Genomic DNA, 22,586 nt, shown 5'->3' with positions numbered 1-22,586 from the left:
TGAGGCCCGCCCGTGTTCCTTTCGATCACCACCACCGGCACCCCGGAACGCCCCGCCACCGACCTCGGCTACCTGCTCCACAAGCATCCCGAGAAGGCGCAGGCGTTCTCCACCTCCTACGGCAAGGCCCATGTCCTCTACCCCGAGGCGCGGCCCGAGCGGTGCACGGCGGCGCTGATGCTGGAGGTCGATGCCGTGGCGCTGGTGCGCAAGGGGAAGGGCAAGGGGCGCGGCGGGGCTCCCGACGCGGCGCTCGCGCAGTACGTCAACGACCGTCCGTACGCGGCCTCTTCACTGCTCGCCGTGGCGCTCAGCGCGGTCTTCTCCAGCGCCATGCGTGGGGTGTGCACCGCCCGCCCCGAGCGGGCCGCGCAGCCGCTGCCGCTGCGCATCGAGGTGCCCGCGCTGCCGGCCAGGGGCGGCCCCGCACTCGTTCGACGGCTCTTCGAGCCGCTGGGGTGGACCGTCGGGGTCGAACCCGTCGCGCTGGACCCGCAGTTCCCCGAGTGGGGTGACTCGCGGTATGTGCGGCTCGAACTGGAGTCCGCTGCCCTGACCCTCGCGGAGGCGCTGCGGCACCTGTACGTCCTGCTCCCCGTGCTCGACGACGCCAAGCACTACTGGGTCTCCGACGACGAGGTCGACAAGCTGCTGCGCGCCGGTGAGGGCTGGCTGCCCGAGCACCCGGAGCAGAAGCTCATCACCAGCCGCTACCTCTCGCGGCGCTGGTCGCTGACCCGCCAGGCCATGGAGCGACTGGAGCTCGTGCGTCTCGCCGAGTCCGACGACAGCGAGGTCGAGGAGATCGACAACGCCGTCGAGGCCGAGACCGAGGAGGAGGCGAGGCCGACACCGCTCGCCGTGCAGCGGCGGGACGCGATCATCGCCGCGCTCCAGGCGTCCGGTGCCGCGCGCGTGCTCGATCTCGGCTGCGGACAGGGGCAGTTGGTGCAGGCGCTGCTCAAGGACGTGCGGTTCACCGAGATCGTGGGCGTCGATGTGTCGATGCGCGCCCTCACCATCGCCTCCCGGCGGTTGAAGCTGGACCGCATGGGGGAGCGGCAGGCCTCGCGCGTCCAGCTCGTCCAGGGTTCGCTGGCCTACACCGACAAGCGGCTCAAGGGCTATGACGCGGCCGTGCTCAGCGAGGTCATCGAGCACCTCGACCTGCCGCGGCTGCCCGCCCTGGAGTACGCGGTGTTCGGCGCCGCGCGCCCGAAGACCGTCCTCGTGACGACTCCGAACGTCGAGTACAACGTCCGCTGGGAGTCCCTCCCGGCCGGCCATGTCCGGCACGGCGACCACCGCTTCGAGTGGACGCGGGAGGAGTTCCGGGCCTGGGCCGGGTCGGTGGCCGAACGGCACGGGTACGGCGTGGAGTTCGTGCCGGTGGGGCCCGACGACCCCGAGGTGGGGCCGCCCACGCAGATGGCCGTGTTCACCGTACGCATGGAGAAGGAGGCGAAGGCCGCGTGACCGAGAACCTGACCCAGACCCGGGGACGGGTGCTGCCCGTCACCGACCTCTCCCTCGTCGTCCTCGTCGGCGCCTCCGGCTCCGGCAAGTCGACCTTCGCCCGCAGGCACTTCAAGCCCACCGAGGTGATCTCCTCGGACTTCTGCCGCGGTCTGGTCTCCGACGACGAGAACGACCAGAGCGCGACGAAGGACGCCTTCGACGTGCTCCACTACATCGCCGGCAAGCGGCTCGCCGCCGGCCGGCGCACCGTCGTGGACGCCACCAGCGTGCAGTCGGACGCCCGCAAGCAGCTGATCGACCTGGCCAAGAAGCACGACGTGCTGCCGATCGCCATCGTGCTGGACGTGCCGGAGGAGGTGTGCGCCGAGCGCAACGCGGGCCGCACCGACCGCGCCGACATGCCGGTCCGGGTCATCAAGCGGCACATCCGCGAACTGCGGCGCTCCCTGCGGCACTTGGAGCGCGAGGGCTTCCGCAAGGTACACGTCCTGCGGGGTGTCGAGGAGGTCGAGAACGCCGGCGTCGTCACCGAGAAGCGGTTCAACGACCTGACCCACCTCACGGGTCCCTTCGACATCGTCGGCGACATCCACGGCTGCGCGAGCGAACTGGAGTCCCTGCTCGGCAAGTTGGGCTACGTCGACGGCGTCCACCCGGAGGGCCGGACCGCGGTCTTCGTCGGCGACCTCGTCGACCGCGGCCCGGACAGCCCCGGTGTGCTGCGCCGCGTGATGTCGATGGTGAAGTCGGGCAACGCGCTGTGCGTGCCGGGCAACCACGAGAACAAGTACGGCCGTTACCTCAAGGGCCGCAACGTCCAGCACACCCACGGCCTCGCCGAGACGATCGAGCAGATGGAGACCGAGTCGGACGAGTTCCGTGCCGAGGTGCGGGAGTTCATCGACGGGCTCGTCAGCCACTACGTCCTCGACGGCGGCCGGCTGGTGGTCTGTCACGCCGGTCTGCCGGAGAAGTACCACGGCCGTACGTCGGGGCGGGTGCGTTCGCACGCGCTGTACGGCGACACCACCGGCGAGACCGACGAGTTCGGGCTGCCCGTGCGCTACCCGTGGGCGGAGGACTACCGAGGCCGGGCGGCCGTGGTCTACGGCCACACCCCGGTCCCGGAGGCCACCTGGCTGAACAACACCATCTGCCTGGACACCGGTGCCGTCTTCGGCGGCAAGCTCACCGCGCTGCGCTGGCCGGAACGCGAGCTGGTCGACGTACCGGCGGAGCGGGTCTGGTACGAGCCGACGAAGCCGCTGAAGTCGGAGGCGCCGGGCGGGCAGGACGGCCGGCCGCTGGACCTGGCGGACGTGCAGGGGCGGCGGGTCGTCGAGACCCGGCACCAGGGCCGCGTCGCCATCCGGGAGGAGAACGCGGCGGCGGCGCTGGAGGTCATGAGCCGGTTCGCGGTGGACCCGCGGCTGCTTCCGTACCTCCCGCCGACCATGGCACCGACGGCGACGTCGCACCTCGAGGGCTACCTGGAGCACCCGGCCGAGGCGTTCAAGCAGTACGCCGAGGACGGGGTCGCGCGGGTCGTGTGCGAGGAGAAGCACATGGGTTCGCGGGCGGTGGCGCTGGTGTGCCGGGACGCGGAGGCGGCGCGCAAGCGCTTCGGCGTGGACGGGCCCACAGGTTCGCTCTACACCCGCACCGGGCGGCCGTTCTTCGACGACGAGTCGGTGACCGAGGAGATCCTCGGGCGGGTGCGCGCGGCGGTCGAAGAGGCCGGCCTGTGGCGGGAGTTGGACACGGACTGGCTCCTGCTGGACGCCGAGCTGATGCCGTGGTCGCTGAAGGCGTCGGGGCTGCTGCGCTCGCAGTACGCCGCCGTCGGTGCCGCGTCCGGGGCGGTGTTCCCGGGTGTGGTCGCCGCCCTTGAGGGCGCGGCGGCGCGGGGCGTCGACGTCGGCGAGTTGCTGGACCGGCAGCGCGCGAGGGCCTCGGACGCGGCCGCGTTCACGGAGGCGTACCGCCGCTACTGCTGGACCACGGACGGCCTCGACGGCGTCCGCCTGGCGCCGTTCCAGATCCTCGCGGTCCAGGGCCGCAGCCTCGCCGGCCTCCCGCACGACGAGCAACTGGCCCTCCTCGACCGGCTGGTGGAGCACGACGGCACCGGTCTGCTGCAGACCACGCGACGCCTGTACGTCGACACGGCCGACCCCGAGTCGGTCCAGGCGGGCGTCGACTGGTGGCTGGAGATGACCGGCCGCGGCGGCGAGGGCATGGTCGTCAAGCCGCTGGGTGCGGTCGTGCGGTGGGGGTCCCCCCGCTCGAGCGAAGCCGAGAGTGGGGGAGGCGAGGGACGGCTGGTGCAGCCCGGCATCAAATGCCGGGGCCGGGAGTACCTGCGGATCATCTACGGTCCGGAGTACACCCGCCCGGAGAACCTCGCCCGGCTGCGCGGACGCTTCCTCAACCACAAGCGCTCGCTCGCGATCCGCGAGTACGCGCTCGGTCTGGAGGCCCTGGACCGCCTGGCCGAGGGCGAGCCGCTGTGGCGGGTCCACGAGGCGGTGTTCGGGGTACTGGCGCTGGAGTCGGAGCCGGTGGACCCCCGGCTGTGACGAGACCGGGCCCCTCGGGGCCCGGTCACCCCACCAGTCTCGGCCGGTCTCGGGCCTCTCGGGGTCCGGTCACCCCACCCCTGGCCTCTCGGGGTCCGGTCACCCGACCAGTCTCAGCCGCTTCCCCGGCCCCTCGGGCGCCCGGTCGCCCCATAAGTCGCAGCGGGTCCCGGGCCCCTCGGGGCCGGTCACCCCACCAGTCGCAGCCGCTCCCGGCACACCCCCACCCGTACCGACTGCCCCCACGTCAGTTCCAGCGCGTCACCCTCCATGCCGTCTCCGAATGCGATCAGCCGCTCGGACTCGACCGTGAGCCGGAGCCGGTCGGAGGCCGTCAGCTCGCCCGCCACCATGGACGTACCGGTGGCGGGCGAGGGCCACGCCTCGCGGACGAACCACAGCAGGCGCTCCTCGGCCGGGCCCGGGAGCCGCAGCTGGGCGCCGCGCTCCCGCCACACCGACCGCAGCCAGCCGGTCGCGCCGGTCCCGGTGCCCACCAGCACCCCGGAGGAGGCCTGGGCCTCGACGGCACCCCCGTCGTCGTCGAGGCCCAGGCGGTAGCGGGCGGTCTGGTGACCGGCGGCGCCCAGATAGATCTCGTTGAGGGCGAGCAGCCGCTGGGTGTCGTCGGCCACGGCCTCCACCATCGTCAGCTCGTCGACCTCCCGGTCCGCGACCGCCAGCAGCCGCGCCACCTCCGACGGCCGGTGCCGCACCAGCACACCGGGGTTGCGGCCGGGGTCGCTGTCGACGCCCAGCACGGGCTGCCCGGCCAGGTACTTGGCGACATTCGCGACCAGGCCGTCCTGGCCGACCACGACCACCACGTCCTCCGGCGCGAACAGGAAGCGGTCCAGATCCCGCCGCTCCACCCGGCTCTGCCGCCAGGTCAGCGGGATCGCCGCCGTCACCTCCGCCAGGGCGGCGCGGGTACGGCGGTGGCGGTCCGCCAGTTCCTCGATGTCCCGGCCGCGGGAGGAGAGGAAGAACGCGGCCTGGCCGTGGGTGCCGTGGTGGGCCACCAACTCCTCGTACTCCGTGGTGCGGTGGACCAGGACGACCCGTGGGGCGAGGCTCACGCCGGGTCCCGCGGGGTGCCGAGCCGGGCGAGCAGGCCGGTCAGGACGTCCGGCGAGATGGTGACGCTGTCGATGTGCGGCAGGTTCTCCGCGAGCCGGGTGCCGGTGAGGGCGTGCAGGGTCGCCACGTCGACGTCGGCGTGCACGCGCAGCCACGCCTCCTGCGCCTGGGCCTTCGCCTCACCCACCTCACGCACCCCTTCGGCCTCGGCGCGAGCCAACTGCACGGAACGCGCCGCCTCGGCCTCGGCGAGCTTCAGCGACCGGGCCGCCTCCGCCTCGCCCAGCTTCACCGCCCGCGCGGCCTCCGCCTCGGCGAGCTTCACCGAGCGCGCGGCCTCGGCCTCCGCGAGCTTCACCGACCGGGCCGCCTCCGCCCCGGCCCGTACCGCGTCCGCCGCCGCGTGTTCCTCGGCCTCGCGGCGGGCGTTCGTGCCACGCTGCTCGACCAACTGCTCCTCGCGCCGGGCGAGTTCGATCTGGCTGGCCAGTTCGTTCTCGGCGATCGTCCGCTCCCGCTCGACCGCCACCGCCCGCCGCTCGTACGTCGCCCGGTCGGCCTCCTGCTGGATCTGCTCACGGGCGGGGGTGCGCAGCGCCCGCTCCACCTCCGGCTCCGGACGCAGGGCCACGACCCGGACCGCGACCACCTCGATGCCCGTGGCCGGCAGCCGCGGTTCCGCCGCCAGGCCCGCCGCGACCCGCTCCCGGACCGCCGTCACCCCGTCCACCAGCGCCGCCGACAGCGACGTACGGGCGAGGACGTCAAGGGCGTGCTGCTGTGCCGTCTCCGTCAGCAGGGTGCCGAGCTGCTCCAGCGGCGTGCCGCGCCACGCGCCGGTGTCCGGGTCGACCGAGAAGTCCAGGCGGGCGGCGGCGAGGGCCGGGTCGCTGATCCGGTAGGTCACCGTCGACTGCACCGTCACGTCCTGGAAGTCGGACGTACGGGCATGGAAGGTCATCGCCAACTCCCGGTCGTCGACCGGAACTTCGGAGAGGGCGGCGGTCAGTGCGCGGAACCAGAAGCTCAGCCCGGGCCCGTCGTGCAGCAGCTTTCCGCCGCGGTGGTGCCGGATGTGCGCGGTCGGCGCGCCACGGAGATGGCGCCAGCCCAGGCGCCGGGTGATGTCGGCCACGAGAGCCCCCTTGTCGTCTGGAAGACGATAACCGTGAGTTCCGTTTATCGTCAAGAGGACGAGAAAGGGAAGTGGTCAAGCAGGGGATGAATTCGGTCGCCGATGGTCAGGATGGAGGCATGGCATTCCATGTCGACTCCGAGGCCGGGCGGCTGCGCCGCGTCATCCTGCACCGGCCGGATCTCGAGCTCAAAAGGCTCACCCCCAGCAACAAGGACGCCCTCCTCTTCGACGACGTGCTCTGGGTGCGCCGGGCGCGCGCCGAGCACGACGGGTTCGCGGACGTGCTCCGCGACCGCGGGGTCACCGTCCACCTCTTCGGCGACCTGCTCACCGAGGCCCTCGCGATCCCGGCGGCCCGCACCCTCGTCCTGGACCGGGTCTTCGACGAGAAGGAGTACGGCGTCCTCGCCACCGACCATCTCCGGGCCGCCTTCGAGACGCTGCCCGCGCCCGAGCTCGCCGAGGCGCTGGTCGGCGGCATGACCAAGCGGGAGTTCCTCGACGCGCACGAGGAGCCGGTCTCCGTCCGCTTCCATGTCATGGACCTCGACGACTTCCTGCTCGCCCCCCTGCCCAACCACCTCTTCACCCGCGACACCTCCGCCTGGATCTACGACGGCGTCTCGGTCAACGCCATGCGCTGGCCCGCCCGGCAGCGCGAGACGGTCCACTTCGAGGCGATCTACCGGCACCACCCCCTCTTCCGCGACGAGACGTTCCGCATCTGGAGCGAGGGCCAGGCCGACTACCCGTCCACCATCGAGGGCGGGGACGTCCTCGTCATCGGCAACGGCGCCGTCCTCATCGGCATGAGCGAACGCACCACCCCGCAGGCCGTCGAGATGCTCGCGCACAAGCTGTTCGCGGCCGGCTCGGCGCAGACGATCGTGGCGCTCGACATGCCCAAGCGACGCGCCTTCATGCACCTCGACACCGTGATGACGATGGTCGACGGCGACACCTTCACCCAGTACGCCGGGCTCGGCATGCTCCGCTCGTACACCATCGAACCGGGCGTCGGCGACAAGGAGCTGAAGGTCACCGACCATCCGCCGGAGCACATGCACCGCGCGATCGCCGCCGCGCTGGGACTCAGCGAGATCCGGGTGCTGACCGCCACGCAGGACGTCCACGCCGCCGAGCGCGAGCAGTGGGACGACGGCTGCAACGTGCTGGCCGTCGAGCCGGGCGTGGTGGTCGCCTACGAGCGGAACGCCACCACCAACACCCACCTCCGCAAGCAGGGCATCGAGGTCATCGAGATCCCCGGCAGCGAGCTGGGGCGGGGGAGAGGAGGGCCGCGCTGTATGAGCTGTCCCGTCGAGCGAGCGGCCGTGTAGAACGGGCGGCCGCATATTCGTACGCCAGACTGTATATAAATGCCGGACGTCGTATAGACTTCCAGGAGTTCGTGTCCCCCGTATCTCTGGAGCGCCCCCATGGCGACTGTCCCCACTGCCCTCGCCGGGCGTCACTTCCTCAAGGAGCTCGACTTCACCGCCGAGGAGTTCCTCGGGCTCATCGAGCTGGCCGCGGAGCTGAAGGCCGCGAAGAAGGCCGGGACCGAGACGCGGTACCTCCAGGGCAAGAACATCGCGCTGATCTTCGAGAAGACCTCGACGCGCACCCGCTGCGCGTTCGAGGTCGCCGCCGCCGACCAGGGCGCCTCGACGACCTGCCTCGACCCCTCCGGCTCGCAGCTCGGCCACAAGGAGTCCGTACGGGACACCGCCCGCGTGCTCGGACGGATGTACGACGGCATCGAGTACCGCGGGGACAGCCAGCAGAAGGTCGAGGAGTTCGCCGCGTACGCCGGTGTCCCCGTCTACAACGGTCTCACCGACGACTGGCACCCCACCCAGATGCTCGGCGACGTGCTCACCATGACCGAGCACTGCACCAAGCCGGTCACGCAGATCGCCTTCGCCTACCTCGGCGACGCCCGTTTCAACATGGGCAACTCCTATCTGATCACCGGCGCCCTGCTCGGCATGGACGTCCGGATCGTCGCCCCGAAGACCTACTGGCCCGACCGGGACGTCGTCGAGCGCGCCCGTCAGCTCGCCGTGGACAGCGGCGCCCGCATCACTCTCACCGAGTCCCTGGACGAGGGAGTGCTCGGCGCCGACTTCGTCGCCACCGACGTCTGGGTCTCCATGGGCGAGCCCAAGGAGGTCTGGAACGACCGGATCGCCGCGCTGAAGCCGTACGCCGTGACCATGGACGTGCTGCGCGCCACCGGCACCCCGGACGTCAAGTTCCTGCACTGCCTGCCGGCCTTCCACGACCTTGGCACGAAGGTGGGCCAGGAGATCTACGACGCGCACGGCCTCGACTCGCTGGAAGTCACCGACGAGGTCTTCGAGTCCGCCCACTCGGTCGTCTTCGACGAGGCGGAGAACCGGCTGCACACCATCAAGGCGGTCCTGGTGGCGACGCTGGCCTGAACAGGCTGAGAAGAGGGCCTTACGCAGGCCTTATGCTGTCCGGCGGCCCGGAGCCACCCCTTCCGGAGCCGCCGTCCGCGACACCACCCCGTCGCACCCCGCACCACCAGAAACGAGCACCACCCGCATGCCCCGCAGAAAGTCCCCCGCCCTGCTGGTCGCCGAATCCGGCACCGACCGCGAGGGCCACGGTCTCCGTCGCACGATGGGCCTCTTCCAGCTGATCAGCTTCGGTCTCGGCGCGATCGTCGGCACCGGCATCTTCGTCGGACTGTCCGACTCGGTGGCCCAGGCGGGCCCGGCCGTCGTCGTCTCCTTCGTCCTCGCCGCGATCACCTGCGTCTTCACCGCGTTCGCCTTCGCCGAGCTGGGCGGCGCGATCCCGGTCTCCGGATCGTCGTACTCCTTCGCCTACGCCGGTCTCGGCGAGCGCACGGCCTTCCTCGTCGGCTGGTGCCTGCTCCTGGAGTACGGCGTCTCCGTGTCGGCCGTCGCGGTCGGCTGGAGCCAGTACGTCAACGAGCTCCTCGACAGCCTGATCGGACGGCAGATCCCGGCCGACCTGTCCGCCGGCCCCGGTGACGGCGGTGTCATCAACCTGCCCGCCGTGATCGTGATCGCGCTCGCCTCGGTGCTGCTCGTGCGCGGTGTCCGGGAGAGCGCCCGCGCCACCGCCGCGATGGCGGTGCTGAAGCTCGCGATCCTCGTCGCCTTCTGCGCGATCGGGTTCACCGCCTTCAAGGACGGCAACCTCACGCCCTTCTCCCCGGCCGGCCTCGGCGGCATCGGCGCGGGCACCACGGCCGCGTTCTTCTCGTACATCGGCTTCGACGCGATCACCACGGCCGGCGAGGAGGCGAAGAACCCCCGCCGGGACATCCCGGTCGCGATCCTCGTCTGCATCGGCCTGGTCACCCTGCTGTACTGCGCGGTCGCCCTCGCCGCGATCGGCGCCATCGGCGGCGACGAGGTCGGCGGCCGGCCTGCCGCCCTGTCGTACGTCGTCAACGAGGTCACGGGCTCGTCGGTCGGGGGCGGGGTCATCGCCTTCGGCGCGGTCGTCGCCATCGCGTCCGTCGTGCTCGCCGTGATGTACGGCCAGACCCGCATCCTCATGTCCATGTCCCGCGACGGGCTGATCCCGCGCGTCTTCGAGAAGGTCTCCCCGAAGACCGCCACACCCGTCGCCGGCACCCTGATCGTCGCGGTCGTCTTCGCCGTCCCGGCGGCCTTCGCGTCCCTCGACGCGGTGGTCAACCTGTGCACCATCGGCACGCTCGCCGTCATGGCGGTCGTCAACATCGCGGTCATCGCCCTGCGCCGCACGGAACCGGGCCTCGCCCGCACCTTCCGGGTGCCGCTCTACCCGGTCGTCCCGCTGCTCGGCATCGGCTTCTGCCTGTACCTGATGTACGAGACCGGCTGGACGACCTGGATCCAGTTCGCGGTGTTCCTGGCGGTCGGATTCCTGCTCTACGTCGGTTACGGCCGCCGGAACTCCAGGCTCGGCAAGCAGGCCACCGTCACGCCGGACGCCACTGCCGCGGAACCACTGGCAGTCTGAACCACACCGCCTTGCCGGACTCGGTGGGGCGGTGCCCGCAGGACGAGCTGAGGGCACGGATCAGCAGCAGCCCGCGTCCGTGCTCCTGCCAGGGGTCGGGTTCCCCGCCGTGCGGGCGGGTCAGATCACCGGGCGGCGCCGGGTCCGGGTCATGGACCTCGACCTGGCAGCCGTGCGGCAGCAGCTCCACGACCAGCTCTATCGGGGAGTCCCCGGCGGTGTGCTCGACGGCGTTCGCGACCAGCTCGGCCGTCAGCAGCTCGGCGGTGTCGCAGTCGGCCCCGTGCTCGAGATCGGCGAGCGCCGTCCGCACCAGCGCACGCGCCACGGGCACCGCAGCGGCGGAGTGCGGCAGCGCGACACGCCAGGAGGCGGAGGCTGAGGGGCGTTCTTGCAAGGCGGTTCCGTTCATGAGCAGGCAGTCCTGCTTTCAACCTTATGAATGGTACGGCGCCGACCGGCAGAGGCATCCGAGGGGCACCGCGCGGGACCTTCGGCCCCGCTACCGGGCGGCTTACCCCCGACAACGCCCCGCCTCGCACGGCTGCTCCCCTCGTTGCCGCCCTGTTGACGAGCCGTGACGGATGTGACGGGGCCGGGTCACAACCGGACGGCGTTATCGCGGGCTCATGACGACAGTCAAAGATGAGTGATAACTTCGAAGGGCAGAGCGCGTAGAGCGCGGGTAGAGCGCACCTCACCTGGGGAGGCCGCACGCATGAGTCCCTTCACCGGCTCCGCCGCCCGAACCGCCCGCTGGGAGCATCTGCGGGTGGACCTCACCGCGGGCGTCGCCACCGTCACCCTCGCCCGCCCCGACAAACTCAACGCGCTCACCTTCGGCGCCTACGCCGACCTGCGCGACCTCCTCGCCGAGCTGTCCCGGGAGCGCTCGGTACGGGCCCTCGTCCTGGCCGGGGAGGGGCGTGGCTTCTGCTCCGGCGGCGACGTCGACGAGATCATCGGCGCGACCCTGGCGATGGACACGGCGCAGCTCCTCGACTTCAACCGGATGACGGGCCAGGTCGTGCGGGCCGTACGGGAGTGTCCGTTCCCGGTGATCGCGGCGGTGCACGGGGTGGCGGCCGGCGCGGGGGCGGTCCTCGCCCTCGCCGCGGACTTCCGGGTGGCCGACCCGACCGCCCGGTTCGCCTTCCTGTTCACGCGGGTGGGCCTGTCCGGCGGCGACATGGGCGCGGCCTACCTGCTGCCCCGGGTGGTCGGCCTCGGCCACGCGACCCGCCTGCTGATGCTGGGCGACCAGGTCCGCGCACCGGAGGCGGAACGCATCGGTCTGATCAGCGAACTCACCGACGAGGGCCGCGCGGACGAGGCCTCCCAGACCCTGGCCCGCCGCCTGGCCGAAGGCCCCGCCCTGGCCTACGCCCAGACGAAGGCCCTCCTCACGGCGGAGCTGGACATGCCCCTGGCGGCGTCGGTGGAACTGGACGCGTCAACGCAGGCGTTGCTGATGAACGGGGAGGATTACGCGGAGTTCCACAGGGTGTTCAAGGAGAAGCGGGCTCCGAAATGGCAAGGACGGTGATGGTGGTGCCGCCAGGGGCGCGGGGAACTGCGCGACCAGCCACATTCGGCCGGCAGTCGCCATCCCCGCTCAGCCACCCCCTGCACATCGCGATCATCGGCGGAGGTCCCGGCGGCCTCTACGCGGCCGCGTTGCTCAAACGCCTGGACCCCACCCGAGAAATCACCGTCTGGGAACGCAACGCCCCCGACGACACCTTCGGTTTCGGAGTCGTCCTCTCCGACGAAACCCTGGGCGGCATAGAACACGCCGACCCCCAGGTCTACGAGGCCCTCCAACAGCACTTCATCCGCTGGGACGACATCGACATCGTCCACCGAGGAACCCGCCAAACCTCCGGAGGACACGGCTTCGCAGCCCTGGGCCGCAAACGCCTCCTGGAGATCCTCCACGCCCGCTGCCGCGACCTCGGCGTGGACCTCCGCTTCCGCGCCGAGGCCCCGCCCGACCTGGCCGACACCCACGACCTCGTCATCGCCGCCGACGGCATCAACAGCACCACCCGCGAGGCGTACCGGCAGGCCTTCCGCCCCCACATCACCACTCACCGCTGCCGTTACATCTGGCTCGCCGCCGACTTCGCCTTCGAGGCCTTCCGCTTCGAGATCGCCGAGACCGAACACGGCGTGATGCAGCTGCACGGCTACCCATACGCGCCCGACGCCTCCACCGTGATCGTGGAGATGCGCGAAGAGGTCTGGCAGGCGGCCGGTTTCGCGGAGCTCGACACCCAGGAGTCCCTCGACCGCTGCGCCAAGATCTTCACGGACGCCCTCGGCGGCAGGCCGCTGCGGTCCAACAACTCGGCCTGGACCACCTTCCGTACGGTCGTCAACGCGCACTGGTCCCACGGCAACACCGTGCTGCTCGGGGACGCCGCCCACACCGCGCACTTCTCCATCGGCTCCGGCACCAAACTCGCCGTCGAGGACGCCCTCGCCCTCGCCGCCTGTCTGGGGGAGCAACCGGACCTGCCCACGGCACTCCAGGCCTACGAAGACGAACGCAAACCCGTCGTCGCCTCCACGCAGCGCGCCGCCCGCGCCAGCCTGGAGTGGTTCGAGGACCTGGCCCGCTATCTGGACCAGCCGCCACGCCGGTTCGCGTTCAACCTCCTCACCCGCAGCCGCCGGGTCACCCACGACAACCTGCGCCTGCGCGACGCCCACTTCACCGGCGCGGTGGAGCGCGAGTTCGGCTGCCCGCCCGGCACGCCCCCGATGTTCACGCCGTTCCGGCTGCGCGGACTGACCCTGCGCAACCGGGTCGTGGTCTCGCCGATGGACATGTACTCCGCCACCGACGGCCTGCCCGGCGACTTCCATCTCGTCCACCTCGGAGCGCGGGCCCTCGGCGGCGCGGGCCTGGTGATGACCGAGATGGTGTGCGTGAGCGAGGAGGGGCGCATCACCCCCGGCTGCACCGGCCTCTACAACGGCAAGCAGGCCGAGGGGTGGCGGCGGATCACCGACTTCGTGCACACGCAGGCGCCGGGCACCGCGATCGGTGTGCAGCTCGGCCACTCCGGCCGCAAGGGCTCGACCAAGCTGATGTGGGAGGGGATGGACGAACCGCTCCCCGACGGCAACTGGCCCCTGGTGGCCGCGTCCGCACTGCCGTACCGGCCCGGCAGCCAGACCCCGCGCGAGCTCACCCGCGCGCAACTCACCGATCTTCGTGAGCAGTTCACGGCCGCCGCCTGGCGGGCCGCCCGCGCGGGCTTCGACCTCCTCGAACTCCACTGCGCGCACGGCTATCTGCTCTCCGGCTTCCTCTCCCCGCTCACCAACCGCCGCACCGACGCCTATGGCGGCACGCTCGCCAAGCGCCTGCGCTTCCCCCTCGAAGTCTTCGACGCCATCAGGGGCGTATGGCCCGACGAGCGGCCCATGACCGTCCGCATCTCCGCCACCGACTGGGCCGAGGGCGGCACCACCGCTGAGGAAGCCGTGGAGATCGCCCGCGCCTTCGCCGCGCACGGCGTCGACGCGATCGACGTGTCGACCGGGCAGGTCGTGGCCGAGGAGCGGCCGGAGTTCGGGCGGTCGTACCAGACGCCCTTCGCCGACCGGATCCGCCACGAGACCGGCATCCCGGTGATCGCGGTCGGCGCGATCTCGTCCTGGGACGACGTCAACTCCCTGATCCTGGCCGGGCGCACGGACCTGTGCGCCCTCGCCCGCCCCCACCTCTACGACCCGCACTGGACCCTGCACGCCGCCGCCGAGCAGGGGTACGACGGACCCGGCGTCGTCTGGCCGGCCCCGTACCGGGCGGGCAGCCGCCGCCCGCAGACCGGGCGCACGGACGCCCCCAAGCCCCGGCTGACGCTGGGGACTTGAGGGAACCGTCGACGGGCTAGAGCTCGACCATTCCGGCCGTCAGTGTCGCCCCGTCCGCGGGGTCGATCAGGAGGAACGCACCGGTGCGCCGGGAGACCGCGTAGTCGTCCAGGGCGAGCGGCTCGGCCGTGCGCAGCACCATGCGGCCCAGGTCGTTCGCGCCCAACTCGGCTGCTCCGCCCAGGTCCTGGACGATCGCCTTCACGGTCCGGGTCGTGTGCCGCACGAGCACCCGGTCACCGACCCGCAGCGGACGGTCGGCCAGATGGCAGACGGCGGCCCGGACCTCCCGGGTGAGCGCCGGCACATCGACCCCGGCCGTGATCATGTCGCCGCGCGAGACGTCCCGTTGGTCGGCGAGGCGCACCCCGATGGACTGCGGCGCGTACGCCACCTCCGCCGGGACGCCCAGCACGTCGATGCCGGTGATCTCGGAGGTGACGCCCGACGGATGGATGGTGACCCGGTCGCCGACCCGCAGCGTGCCGGACGCCAACTGGCCCGCGTAGTGGCGGACTTCGCCGTCCCGGATGACGTACTGGACGGGGAAACGGGCGGGCGCGTCCGTGGCCCCGACGCCGACCGGGACGTTCTCCAGGAACTCCAGCAGCGCCGGACCCTCGTACCAGTCCATCCGCGCCGAGCGGTCCACCACGTTGTCGCCGACGAGCGCGGAGACGGGGACCGGTGTGAAGGAGGGCAGGTCCGACTCGGCCGCTTCTCCGGCGAATTCCTCGACGATCCGCTGGAACTCCTTCTCCTCGTACCCGACGAGGTCCATCTTGTTGACCGCCAGGACCACGTGCGGGACGCGGAGCAGGGCGGCGATCGCGGCATGGCGGCGCGTCTGCTCGACCACGCCGTTGCGGGCGTCGACGAGGATGATCGTCAGCTCGGCGGTGGAGGCGCCGGTGACCATGTTGCGGGTGTACTGCACATGGCCCGGGGTGTCGGCGAGGATGAACCGGCGGCGCGGGGTCGCGAAGTAGCGGTAGGCGACGTCGATCGTGATGCCCTGCTCGCGCTCGGCGCGCAGGCCGTCCGTGAGGAGGGCCAGATCGGGGGTGCCGGTGCGGGAGATCGACTCCAGCTGGTCGGTGAGGACCGACTTGGAGTCGTGCAGCAGCCGGCCGACCAGCGTGGACTTGCCGTCGTCGACGGAACCGGCCGTGGCAAACCGCAGCGTGTCAACGGTCATGGCTAGAAATACCCTTCGCGCTTGCGGTCTTCCATCGCGGCCTCGGACATCTTGTCGTCGGCGCGGGTCGCGCCGCGCTCGGTGAGCCGGGAGGCGGCGATCTCCGTGATGACCTGCTCCAGGGTCACGGCGTCGGAGTCCACGGCACCGGTGCAGGACATGTCGCCGACCGTGCGGTAGCGGACCTGCCGCTTTTCGACGGTCTCCGTCTCCTTCGGGCCGCCCCACTCGCCGGCGGTCAGCCACATCCCGCCGCGCCGGAAGACCTCACGCCGGTGCGCGAAGTAGATCCCGGGGAGTTCGATCCGCTCGCGGGCGATGTACTGCCAGACGTCCAGCTCGGTCCAGTTGGACAGCGGGAAGACGCGGACGTGCTCGCCGGGGGCGTGCCGTCCGTTGTAGAGGTTCCACAGCTCGGGCCGCTGCCGGCGCGGGTCCCACTGGGAGAACTCGTCGCGCAGCGAGAACACCCGCTCCTTGGCCCGGGCCTTCTCCTCGTCCCGTCGGCCGCCGCCGAAGACGGCGTCGAACTTCTCCGCCTGGATCTTCTCGGTCAGCGGCAGCGTCTGGAGCGGGTTGCGGGTGCCGTCCGCACGCTCCTTCAGCACGCCCCGGTCGATGTAGTCCTGCACGGAGGCGACATGCAGCCGCAGCCCGTGCTTGGCCACCGTGCGGTCCCGGTACTCCAGGACCTCGGGGAAGTTGTGCCCGGTGTCCACGTGCAGCAGCGAGAAGGGGATCGCCGCCGGGGCGAACGCCTTCAGCGCCAGGTGCAGCATGACGATGGAATCCTTGCCGCCGGAGAACAGGATCACCGGCCGCTCGAACTCACCGGCCACCTCACGGAAGATGTGCACCGCCTCCGACTCGAGAGCGTCCAGGTGGGACAGGCCGAAGCCGCTCACACCAGCCCCCGCTCCGCGAGCACGGCGTACACCGCGTCGGCCGACTCCTGCGGGGTCTGCGACTGGGTCCGAAGGACCAGCGCCGCGTCCACCGGAGCCTCGTACGGGTCGTCGACGCCGGTCAGCCCCGACAACTCGCCCGCGGCCTGCCGGGCGTACAGCCCCTTCACGTCCCGCTCGCTGCACACCTCGACCGGCGTGGCGACGTGCACCTCGATGTACGGCGTCCCGCTCGCCTCGTGCCGTTTGCGGACGGCCTCGCGGCTGTCGGCGTAGGGCGCGATGACCGGGACGACGGACAGGACGCCGTTGCGGGCGAGGACCTCGGAGACCAGGCCGATGCGCTGGACGTTGGTGTGCCGGTCCTCGCGGGAGAAGCCGAGGCCCGCGGAGAGGAAGCGGCGTATCTCGTCGCCGTCGAGGACCTCCACGCGATGCCCCTCGGCCCTCAGCCGCTCACCGAGCCGGCGGGCGATGGTGGTCTTGCCCGCGCTCGGCAGCCCGGTGAGCCAGACGGTGGCTCCCCGAGCCGGACGACAGGCCCTTGCCGTGGTGGTCATGCGCAACAGTCCTCTTCCCTTACCGACAGGCGACCCGAGGGACGCTAGGTAAGAACCTTGAGAAGAGAGACAGAGGAACCTGAGGGTTCCCTTAGCCCTCAGACGCCCACGAAGGCCGCCCCCGCGTCCCGCAGCCGCGCGTGCAGGCCGCGGAACACCGCCGCCGAGCGGCCGCCCGGCCAGTCCTCGGGGAGCAGCCGGGCGGGCAGGCCGGGGTCGATGTAGGGGAGGTGGCGCCAGGAGTCCAGGGCGAGGAGGTAGTCGCGGTAGGCCTCCTCGGGCGGGGTGTCCTCGCGGTCCTCCCAGGCCTGCAGCACGCGTGCGTGCCGGTCGAGGAAGGCGTCGTGCTCCTTGGCGATCGCCGCCAGGTCCCACCAGCGGGCGACCGCGTCGGCGGTGGCGGCGAAGGCGAGGTGCTCGCCGCGGAAGAAGTCGACGTACGGATCGAGGCGCAGCCGCTCCAGGGTGTGCCGGGCCTCCTCGTACAACCGTGCGGGCGCGAGCCACACGCCCGGGGCCGCGGTCCCGAATCCCAGGCCGGCCAGCCGGGAGCGCAGCACGTGCCGCTTCTGCCGCTCGGACTCCGGGACGGAGAACACCGCGAGGACCCAGCCCTCGTCCTCGGGCGGGGCGACGGCGTAGATGCGGCGGTCGCCGTCCTCCAGCAACTGGCGGGCTTCGGGAGAGAGTTCGTATCCGGCCGCGCCCTGCGCCGTGCGTGCGGGCACGAGCAGTCCGCGGCGTTTGAGCCGGGACACGGAGGATCTGACGGAGGGCGCGTCCACGCCGACCGCGGCCAGCAGCCGGATCAGCTCGGCGACCGGTACCGGGCCGGGCACGAAGCGGCCGTAGGCGCCGTAGAGCGTGACGATGAGAGACCGTGGTGCATGCTGGTCGGACACGTTGATCATCTTAGGTCGTCGGCATCACTGCTGGTCACCCTCGGTGCGCAGTCTGAAGCGCTGGAGCTTGCCGGTCGCGGTGCGCGGGAGCGCGTCCAGGAAGACGATCTCGCGGGGGCATTTGTACGGCGCCAGCTCCGATCTGACGAACGCGCGCAGGGTGTCGGCGTCCCGTTCGGCGCCCTCCTTGACGACCGCGTACGCCACCACGACCTGCCCCCGTGCCTCGTCGGAACGCCCCACCACCGCGGCCTCCACCACGTCCGGATGCCTCAGCAGCGCGTCCTCGACCTCCGGGCCCGCGATGTTGTACCCGGCCGAGATGATCATGTCGTCGGCGCGGGCGACGTACCGGAAGTAGCCGTCGTCCTCACGGACGTAGGTGTCACCGGTGATGTTCCAGCCGAAGCGCACGTACTCGCGCTGGCGCGGATCGGCCAGGTACCGGCACCCGACCGGCCCGCGCACGGCGAGCAGCCCGGGTTCCCCGTTCGGCCGGTCGCGGCCCTCCTCGTCGACCACGCGCGCGTGCCAGCCGGGTACGGGCACCCCGGTGGTCCCCGGGCGTATGTGCTCGTCGGCGGCGGAGATGAAGATGTGCAGCAGCTCGGTCGCGCCGATGCCGTTGATGATCCGCAGCCCGGTCCGCTCCTGCCAGGCCCGCCAGGTGGCGGCGGGCAGGTTCTCGCCCGCGGAGACACAGCGGCGCAGCGCGGAGAGGTCGTACCCGTCCAGCTCGTCGAGCATCGCGCGGTACGCGGTCGGCGCGGTGAACAGCACCGAGACCCGGTGCTCGGCGAGGGCGGGCAACAGCTGCTTGGGACCGGCCTGTTCGAGCAGGAGCGCGCTCGCGCCCGCCCGCATCGGGAAGACGACGAGCCCGCCGAGCCCGAAGGTGAAGCCGAGCGGGGGACTGCCGGCGAAGACGTCGTCCGCGTGCGGCCGCAGCACGTGCCGGGCGAAGGTGTCGGCTATGGCGAGGACGTCCCGGTGGAAGTGCATGCAGCCCTTGGGGCGCCCGGTGGTGCCGGAGGTGAAGGCGATCAGCGCCACGTCGTCGGCGGAGGTCTGCACCGCCGGGTACGGGGTGTCCGGCGCCGTCCGGTTCAGCAGGTCGTCGGGGGCGTCGCCGCCGTACGTCGTGATCCGCAGCCCCGGTATCTCGGCCTTGGCGAGGTCGTCGACGGCCCGGATGTCGCACAGGGCGTGCCCGATCTCCGCGATCTCGCACATCGTGGCCAGCTCGTGCGGCCGCTGCTGGGCCAGCACCGTGACCGCGACCGCCCCCGCCTTCAGCACCGCCAGCCAGCAGGCCGCCAGCCACGGGGTGGTCGGGCCGCGCAGCAGGACGCGATGGCCGGGTACGACGCCCAGCTCGCCGGTGAGGAGATGCGCGAGGCGGTCCACACGGGCGCGCAGGGTGCCGTACGTCCACGAGTCGCCGGACGGGGTGTGGAACACGGGCCGGTCAGCGGGCGGGCCGGTCAGCAGCTCGTCGGCACAGTTCAGCCGATCGGGGTACCGCAGCTCCGGCAGATCGAAGACGAGTTCGGGCCACTGGTCCGGGGGCGGCAGATGGTCGCGCGCGAAGGTGTCGACGTGGGCCGAGGGGTTCAGGCGCGGGTTCATGCTGGTTCGCCCCCTTGCCTTGTGGGCGTCGTGGGTGGGCTCGCGCAACGAGCGTATCGTCTTGGTGACGACAGTCAATGGGACGCGATATCGTCGGCGAAGGGCCCAGGAGATCGCCGCAGGGGCCAGCGGAGAGAGAGGACCGGCAATGCCCGCATTCTCGCTCGATCCGGCACAAACCGCCTGGTGTGCGGAGTTGCGCGCGCTGGCCGCGGACCGGCTGCGCCCGCTCGCGGAGAAGGGCGAGCCGGGGCAGGTGAACCGCCCGCTGATCGCGGAACTGGGCCGACTCGGTCTGCTGGACCGCCTGTTCACCTCCGGGGCCCTCGACCTCTGTCTGATGCGGGAGTCCCTGGCGTACGCCTGCACCGAGGCGGAGACGGCCCTCGCCCTCCAGGGGCTGGGCGCCCACCCGGTGCACGCCCACGGCACCCCGGCCCAGCGGGACCGCTGGCTGGGGCGGGTCGGCGAGGGCAGCGCGGTGGCGGCGTTCGCGCTGAGCGAGCCGGGGGCGGGCTCGGACGCGGCCGCGCTGGCCCTGACCGCCCGCCCCGACGGCCCGGGCCGCTGGCGGCTGACCGGCGAGAAGTGCTGGATCTCCAACGCCCCCGAGGCCGACTTCTACACCGTCTTCGCGAGGACGGGAGGCGCCGCGGGCGCCCGCGGTGTGACCGCCTTCCTCGTCCCCGCCGACCGCCCCGGCCTCACCGGCACCGCCCTCGACATGCTCTCCCCGCACCCCATCGGCGCCCTCGCCTTCGACGCCGTACCCGTCACCGCCGACGACGTCCTCGGTGAGGTGGACCGCGGCTTCCGGGTCGCGATGGGCACGCTGAACCTCTTCCGGCCCAGCGTCGGCGCCTTCGCGGTGGGCATGGCCCAGGCGGCCCTCGACGCCACCCTCGCGCACACCGCAGGACGGGACGCGTTCGGCGGCAAGTTGAAGGACCTCCAGACGGTCGCCCACGAGGTCGCCGAACTGGCCCTGCGCACGGACGCGGCCCGCCTCATGGTCCACGCGGCGGCGTCGGCGCACGACGCAGGCGCCCCGGACGTCCCCAAGCGCGCCGCGATGGCGAAGCTGCTCGCCACCGAGACCGCGCAGTACGTCGTCGACAGGGCCGTCCAGCTGCACGGCGCACGGGCGTTGCAGCGCGGGCATCTGCTGGAGCACCTGTACCGGGAGGTGCGGGCGCCGCGGATCTACGAGGGGGCGAGCGAGGTGCAACGGGGGATCATCGCGAAGGAGTTGTACGCCGCGTGGGAGGGGAACCGATGAGCGCCGAGCGGGAGGGGAACCGATGAGCGTCGAGCGCGTCAATCCGCCCGAGCTGTCACCGCCGACGGGGTTCTCGCACGCGGTGGTGGCGACGGGATCGCGGGTGGTCTTCCTGGCCGGTCAGACGGCGCTGGACACCGACGGGAAGGTGGTGGGGGAGACGCTGCCCGAGCAGTTCGAGCGGGCGCTGGCCAATCTGCTGGCGGCCCTGCGGGCGGCGGGCGGTACCCCGGCGGACCTAGCCCGCGTCACGGTGTACGCCACGGATGTCGCCGAGTACCGGGCCAGGGCGGCCGAACTGGGCCGTGTCTGGCGGGCGTTGGCGGGCCGGGACTATCCGGCGATGGCGGTGGTGGGGGTGGTGAGGCTCTGGGACGAACGGGCGTTGCTGGAGCTGGACGGCTTCGCCGTACTGCCGTGAGCGGTCAGGCCGCCATGGCCAAGGGCACACGATGAGGCGCCACGACCCGCCCGTCCGGCAGCAGCTCGCCGCTGTCGTCGAACACGATCGAGCCGTCGCACAGCAGGCTCCACCCCTGCTCGGGGTGGGCGGACACGACGTGCGAGCCCTTGGCTTCGGAGGCAGGGCACGAAGGCTGGTGTGAACACATGGCGCACCTCCACATCGGGTGGACGGTCCGTCCGGCTTCTCCGTACGGGGCGTCCCTATGGATAGACCATGCTCCCGTCGCGAACTCACCGGAACGGCCCGGCGCCAACCGTGACAACACGCGGACAACACCCGGACCGATCCCGGAAGACCGCTGCGGACTCGCCACCGAAGGAGTGACGATCACGCCCGTCGAGGCGCCCGACCGGTACCAGTGGAGGCCCCTGCTCGTACTCCACTGACCTGGGAGATCCCCGTGTTCGTACGCCCCGCCCTCGCCGCCGCCACCCTGCTCCTGCTGGCCGCCGCGCCTGTCGCCCTCGCCGACTCCTACGAGACCGTGACCGTCGACCCGACCGGCACCCTCGCCGAGGACGGCACCGTCACCCTCTCCGGCACCTACCGCTGCCTCGGCAACACCGGCCCGGCGTTCGTGAGTTCCTCCGTCGGACAGAAGTCCCCGTCCGTCCGCCACGGCATCGGCGGCACCCGTGCCGTCTGCGACGGCGCCGAGCACCGCTGGGAGAACACCGGCAAGGTCGACGCCGGGACGCTGGAGCCCGGGGCGGCGCGCGTCGAGGCCACGGTGATGGAACTGCACCCGCAGGGCGGCCTGCCGCTGCCCCGCTTCCACGCGGCCCAGCAGCAGGACGTGACGTTGACGACCGCGGGCTGACCCCGCTCCGACCTCATCGGCCGCCACCGGCTTCGGACGCCGCTGCCGCAGCGCGGGACCGCGTCAGGAGCCGGCCGGCTCGCCGTCGAGGGTCGCGAGTCCCGCGCGCAGGAAGGCGATCGCCCGGTCGATGTTCGCCTCCTGGGCGTGATGGCACACCTCGCTGACGACCGCCGCGGCAGCGGCCGCTGCCATCCTGGGCCCGAAGTCGTCCGGCGCGTCGCCGCGTTCCTCGGCGAGGATGCGGGCGCCCTCCTGGATGACCTCTGTCAGGCGGACGTTGATGACGGCCCTGAGCTGCGGGTTGAGGTCGAGCATGCGGTCGTGGAGGTCGTCCAGATCGTCCGCCTCGCTGAAGTCCGCGCGCAGCCACGCCTCCAGCGCGTCCAGGGTCGTCCAGCCGTCTTTCCGCTCCCGCAACGCCGTGGCCAGTCGGTCCGCCGCCGCGTCGAAGTGGGACATCGCCAGCTCCAGCTTCGACGGGAAGTAGAGCGTGACGGTACGCGGGGAGACCTCCGCCGCCGCCGCGATGTCGGCGATCGTGGTCGCCTCGAAGCCACGGTCGGCGAACAGCTCGTACGCCGCGCGGAGGATCGCCTCCCTGCGCCGCGCCTTGGACCGTTCGCGCAGACCCTCGCTCATCATGCCGGAA

At 71.8% G+C, this 22,586-nt stretch carries 20 protein-coding genes; 10 read left to right on the top strand and 10 right to left on the bottom strand.

What is annotated here, in order from left to right; translation table 11 throughout:
• The first annotated feature begins 12 nt into the window (after positions 1-12).
• Together ACFUO4_RS09855 and ACFUO4_RS09850 are read left to right on the top strand one after the other, a co-directional pair.
• Positions 13-1,476: a 3' terminal RNA ribose 2'-O-methyltransferase Hen1 gene (locus ACFUO4_RS09855; RefSeq protein ID WP_383481885.1), complete on the top strand. Its 1,464-nt coding sequence runs from the start codon at positions 13-15 to the stop codon at positions 1,474-1,476.
• Positions 1,473-4,058, top strand: a complete 2,586-nt coding sequence (locus tag ACFUO4_RS09850; protein ID WP_383481882.1) for a polynucleotide kinase-phosphatase — start codon at positions 1,473-1,475, stop codon at positions 4,056-4,058. The genes ACFUO4_RS09855 and ACFUO4_RS09850 overlap by 4 nt, the downstream gene beginning before the upstream one ends.
• Before the next feature lie 188 nt (positions 4,059-4,246).
• Here ACFUO4_RS09850 and ACFUO4_RS09845 read toward each other — a convergent pair whose 3' ends face one another.
• Both ACFUO4_RS09845 and ACFUO4_RS09840 read right to left on the bottom strand, forming a co-directional pair.
• Complete coding sequence (locus tag ACFUO4_RS09845; protein ID WP_383481879.1) at positions 4,247-5,137, bottom strand: hypothetical protein; 891 nt, start codon at positions 5,135-5,137, stop codon at positions 4,247-4,249.
• Entirely contained in the window at positions 5,134-6,273 is a 1,140-nt protein-coding gene (locus tag ACFUO4_RS09840) for an SPFH domain-containing protein (protein WP_383481876.1), read from the bottom strand. Before ACFUO4_RS09840 ends, ACFUO4_RS09845 begins: the two co-directional genes overlap by 4 nt.
• A gap of 119 nt (positions 6,274-6,392) precedes the next feature.
• Here ACFUO4_RS09840 and ACFUO4_RS09835 point away from each other — a divergent pair, with 119 nt between their 5' ends.
• The 3 genes from ACFUO4_RS09835 to ACFUO4_RS09825 all read left to right on the top strand — a co-directional run bounded on the left by ACFUO4_RS09835 (position 6,393) and on the right by ACFUO4_RS09825 (position 10,287).
• Positions 6,393-7,616: an arginine deiminase gene (locus tag ACFUO4_RS09835; RefSeq protein ID WP_383481873.1), complete on the top strand. Its 1,224-nt coding sequence runs from the start codon at positions 6,393-6,395 to the stop codon at positions 7,614-7,616.
• A gap of 99 nt (positions 7,617-7,715) precedes the next feature.
• The gene (argF, locus tag ACFUO4_RS09830) at positions 7,716-8,723 is read left to right on the top strand and encodes an ornithine carbamoyltransferase (protein ID WP_079310043.1); all 1,008 of its coding nucleotides are present in this window, start codon (positions 7,716-7,718) and stop codon (positions 8,721-8,723) included.
• A 127-nt stretch (positions 8,724-8,850) separates the two neighbouring features.
• Positions 8,851-10,287 carry an amino acid permease gene (locus ACFUO4_RS09825; RefSeq protein ID WP_383481869.1) on the top strand — a complete coding sequence of 479 codons (1,437 nt, stop codon included), beginning with the start codon at positions 8,851-8,853 and terminating at the stop codon, positions 10,285-10,287.
• Here ACFUO4_RS09825 and ACFUO4_RS09820 read toward each other — a convergent pair.
• Positions 10,247-10,699 (bottom strand): ATP-binding protein, encoded by a 453-nt coding sequence (locus ACFUO4_RS09820; protein WP_079310041.1) that lies wholly within the window; start codon positions 10,697-10,699, stop codon positions 10,247-10,249. The two genes, ACFUO4_RS09825 and ACFUO4_RS09820, sit on opposite strands and share 41 nt — an antisense overlap.
• A gap of 306 nt (positions 10,700-11,005) precedes the next feature.
• On the opposite strand from ACFUO4_RS09820, the gene ACFUO4_RS09815 reads away from it, so the two are divergent.
• Together ACFUO4_RS09815 and ACFUO4_RS09810 are read left to right on the top strand one after the other, a co-directional pair.
• Complete coding sequence (locus ACFUO4_RS09815; protein WP_383481866.1) at positions 11,006-11,833, top strand: enoyl-CoA hydratase family protein; 828 nt, start codon at positions 11,006-11,008, stop codon at positions 11,831-11,833.
• A complete protein-coding gene (locus ACFUO4_RS09810) occupies positions 11,818-14,175 on the top strand; it encodes a bifunctional salicylyl-CoA 5-hydroxylase/oxidoreductase (protein ID WP_383481863.1) in 2,358 nt (785 codons plus the stop codon). Before ACFUO4_RS09815 ends, ACFUO4_RS09810 begins: the two co-directional genes overlap by 16 nt.
• 16 nt (positions 14,176-14,191) lie before the next feature.
• Here the strand turns inward: ACFUO4_RS09810 and ACFUO4_RS09805 are convergent, their stop codons facing one another.
• The 5 genes from ACFUO4_RS09805 to ACFUO4_RS09785 form a co-directional block, all read right to left on the bottom strand.
• Positions 14,192-15,373 (bottom strand): sulfate adenylyltransferase subunit 1, encoded by a 1,182-nt coding sequence (locus ACFUO4_RS09805; protein WP_383481860.1) that lies wholly within the window; start codon positions 15,371-15,373, stop codon positions 14,192-14,194.
• Between the two features lie 2 nt (positions 15,374-15,375).
• On the bottom strand, positions 15,376-16,278 hold the full coding sequence (gene cysD / locus ACFUO4_RS09800; protein ID WP_383481857.1) for a sulfate adenylyltransferase subunit CysD: 903 nt from the start codon (positions 16,276-16,278) through the stop codon (positions 15,376-15,378).
• Positions 16,275-16,838 carry an adenylyl-sulfate kinase gene (cysC, locus tag ACFUO4_RS09795; protein WP_079310036.1) on the bottom strand — a complete coding sequence of 188 codons (564 nt, stop codon included), beginning with the start codon at positions 16,836-16,838 and terminating at the stop codon, positions 16,275-16,277. The genes cysD and cysC overlap by 4 nt, the downstream gene beginning before the upstream one ends.
• 98 nt (positions 16,839-16,936) lie before the next feature.
• Complete coding sequence (locus ACFUO4_RS09790) at positions 16,937-17,749, bottom strand: PaaX family transcriptional regulator C-terminal domain-containing protein (protein ID WP_079310035.1); 813 nt, start codon at positions 17,747-17,749, stop codon at positions 16,937-16,939.
• A gap of 15 nt (positions 17,750-17,764) precedes the next feature.
• A complete protein-coding gene (locus tag ACFUO4_RS09785) occupies positions 17,765-19,369 on the bottom strand; it encodes an AMP-binding protein (RefSeq protein ID WP_179143424.1) in 1,605 nt (534 codons plus the stop codon).
• A 148-nt stretch (positions 19,370-19,517) separates the two neighbouring features.
• Between ACFUO4_RS09785 and ACFUO4_RS09780 the strand changes: the two genes are divergently transcribed.
• Both ACFUO4_RS09780 and ACFUO4_RS09775 read left to right on the top strand, forming a co-directional pair.
• Positions 19,518-20,648 carry an acyl-CoA dehydrogenase family protein gene (locus ACFUO4_RS09780; RefSeq protein WP_383481851.1) on the top strand — a complete coding sequence of 377 codons (1,131 nt, stop codon included), beginning with the start codon at positions 19,518-19,520 and terminating at the stop codon, positions 20,646-20,648.
• A gap of 22 nt (positions 20,649-20,670) precedes the next feature.
• Complete coding sequence (locus ACFUO4_RS09775; RefSeq protein WP_079310033.1) at positions 20,671-21,069, top strand: RidA family protein; 399 nt, start codon at positions 20,671-20,673, stop codon at positions 21,067-21,069.
• A 4-nt stretch (positions 21,070-21,073) separates the two neighbouring features.
• Here ACFUO4_RS09775 and ACFUO4_RS09770 read toward each other — a convergent pair whose 3' ends face one another.
• Entirely contained in the window at positions 21,074-21,259 is a 186-nt protein-coding gene (locus tag ACFUO4_RS09770) for a DUF5999 family protein (protein ID WP_079310055.1), read from the bottom strand.
• Positions 21,260-21,514: 255 nt separating this feature from the next.
• On the opposite strand from ACFUO4_RS09770, the gene ACFUO4_RS09765 reads away from it, so the two are divergent.
• Complete coding sequence (locus ACFUO4_RS09765; protein ID WP_079310032.1) at positions 21,515-21,934, top strand: DUF6299 family protein; 420 nt, start codon at positions 21,515-21,517, stop codon at positions 21,932-21,934.
• 63 nt (positions 21,935-21,997) lie between these two features.
• On the opposite strand, the gene ACFUO4_RS09760 is transcribed toward ACFUO4_RS09765, so the two are convergent.
• On the bottom strand, positions 21,998-22,579 hold the full coding sequence (locus ACFUO4_RS09760) for a TetR/AcrR family transcriptional regulator (protein WP_383481846.1): 582 nt from the start codon (positions 22,577-22,579) through the stop codon (positions 21,998-22,000).
• Between the last annotated feature and the right edge of the window lie 7 nt (positions 22,580-22,586).

It is taken from the genome of Streptomyces sp. NPDC057280, from assembly GCF_042668605.1.
In the GTDB taxonomy this organism is placed as follows: Bacteria; Actinomycetota; Actinomycetes; order Streptomycetales; family Streptomycetaceae; genus Streptomyces.
This window is presented reverse-complemented; position numbering and strand designations above follow the sequence as displayed.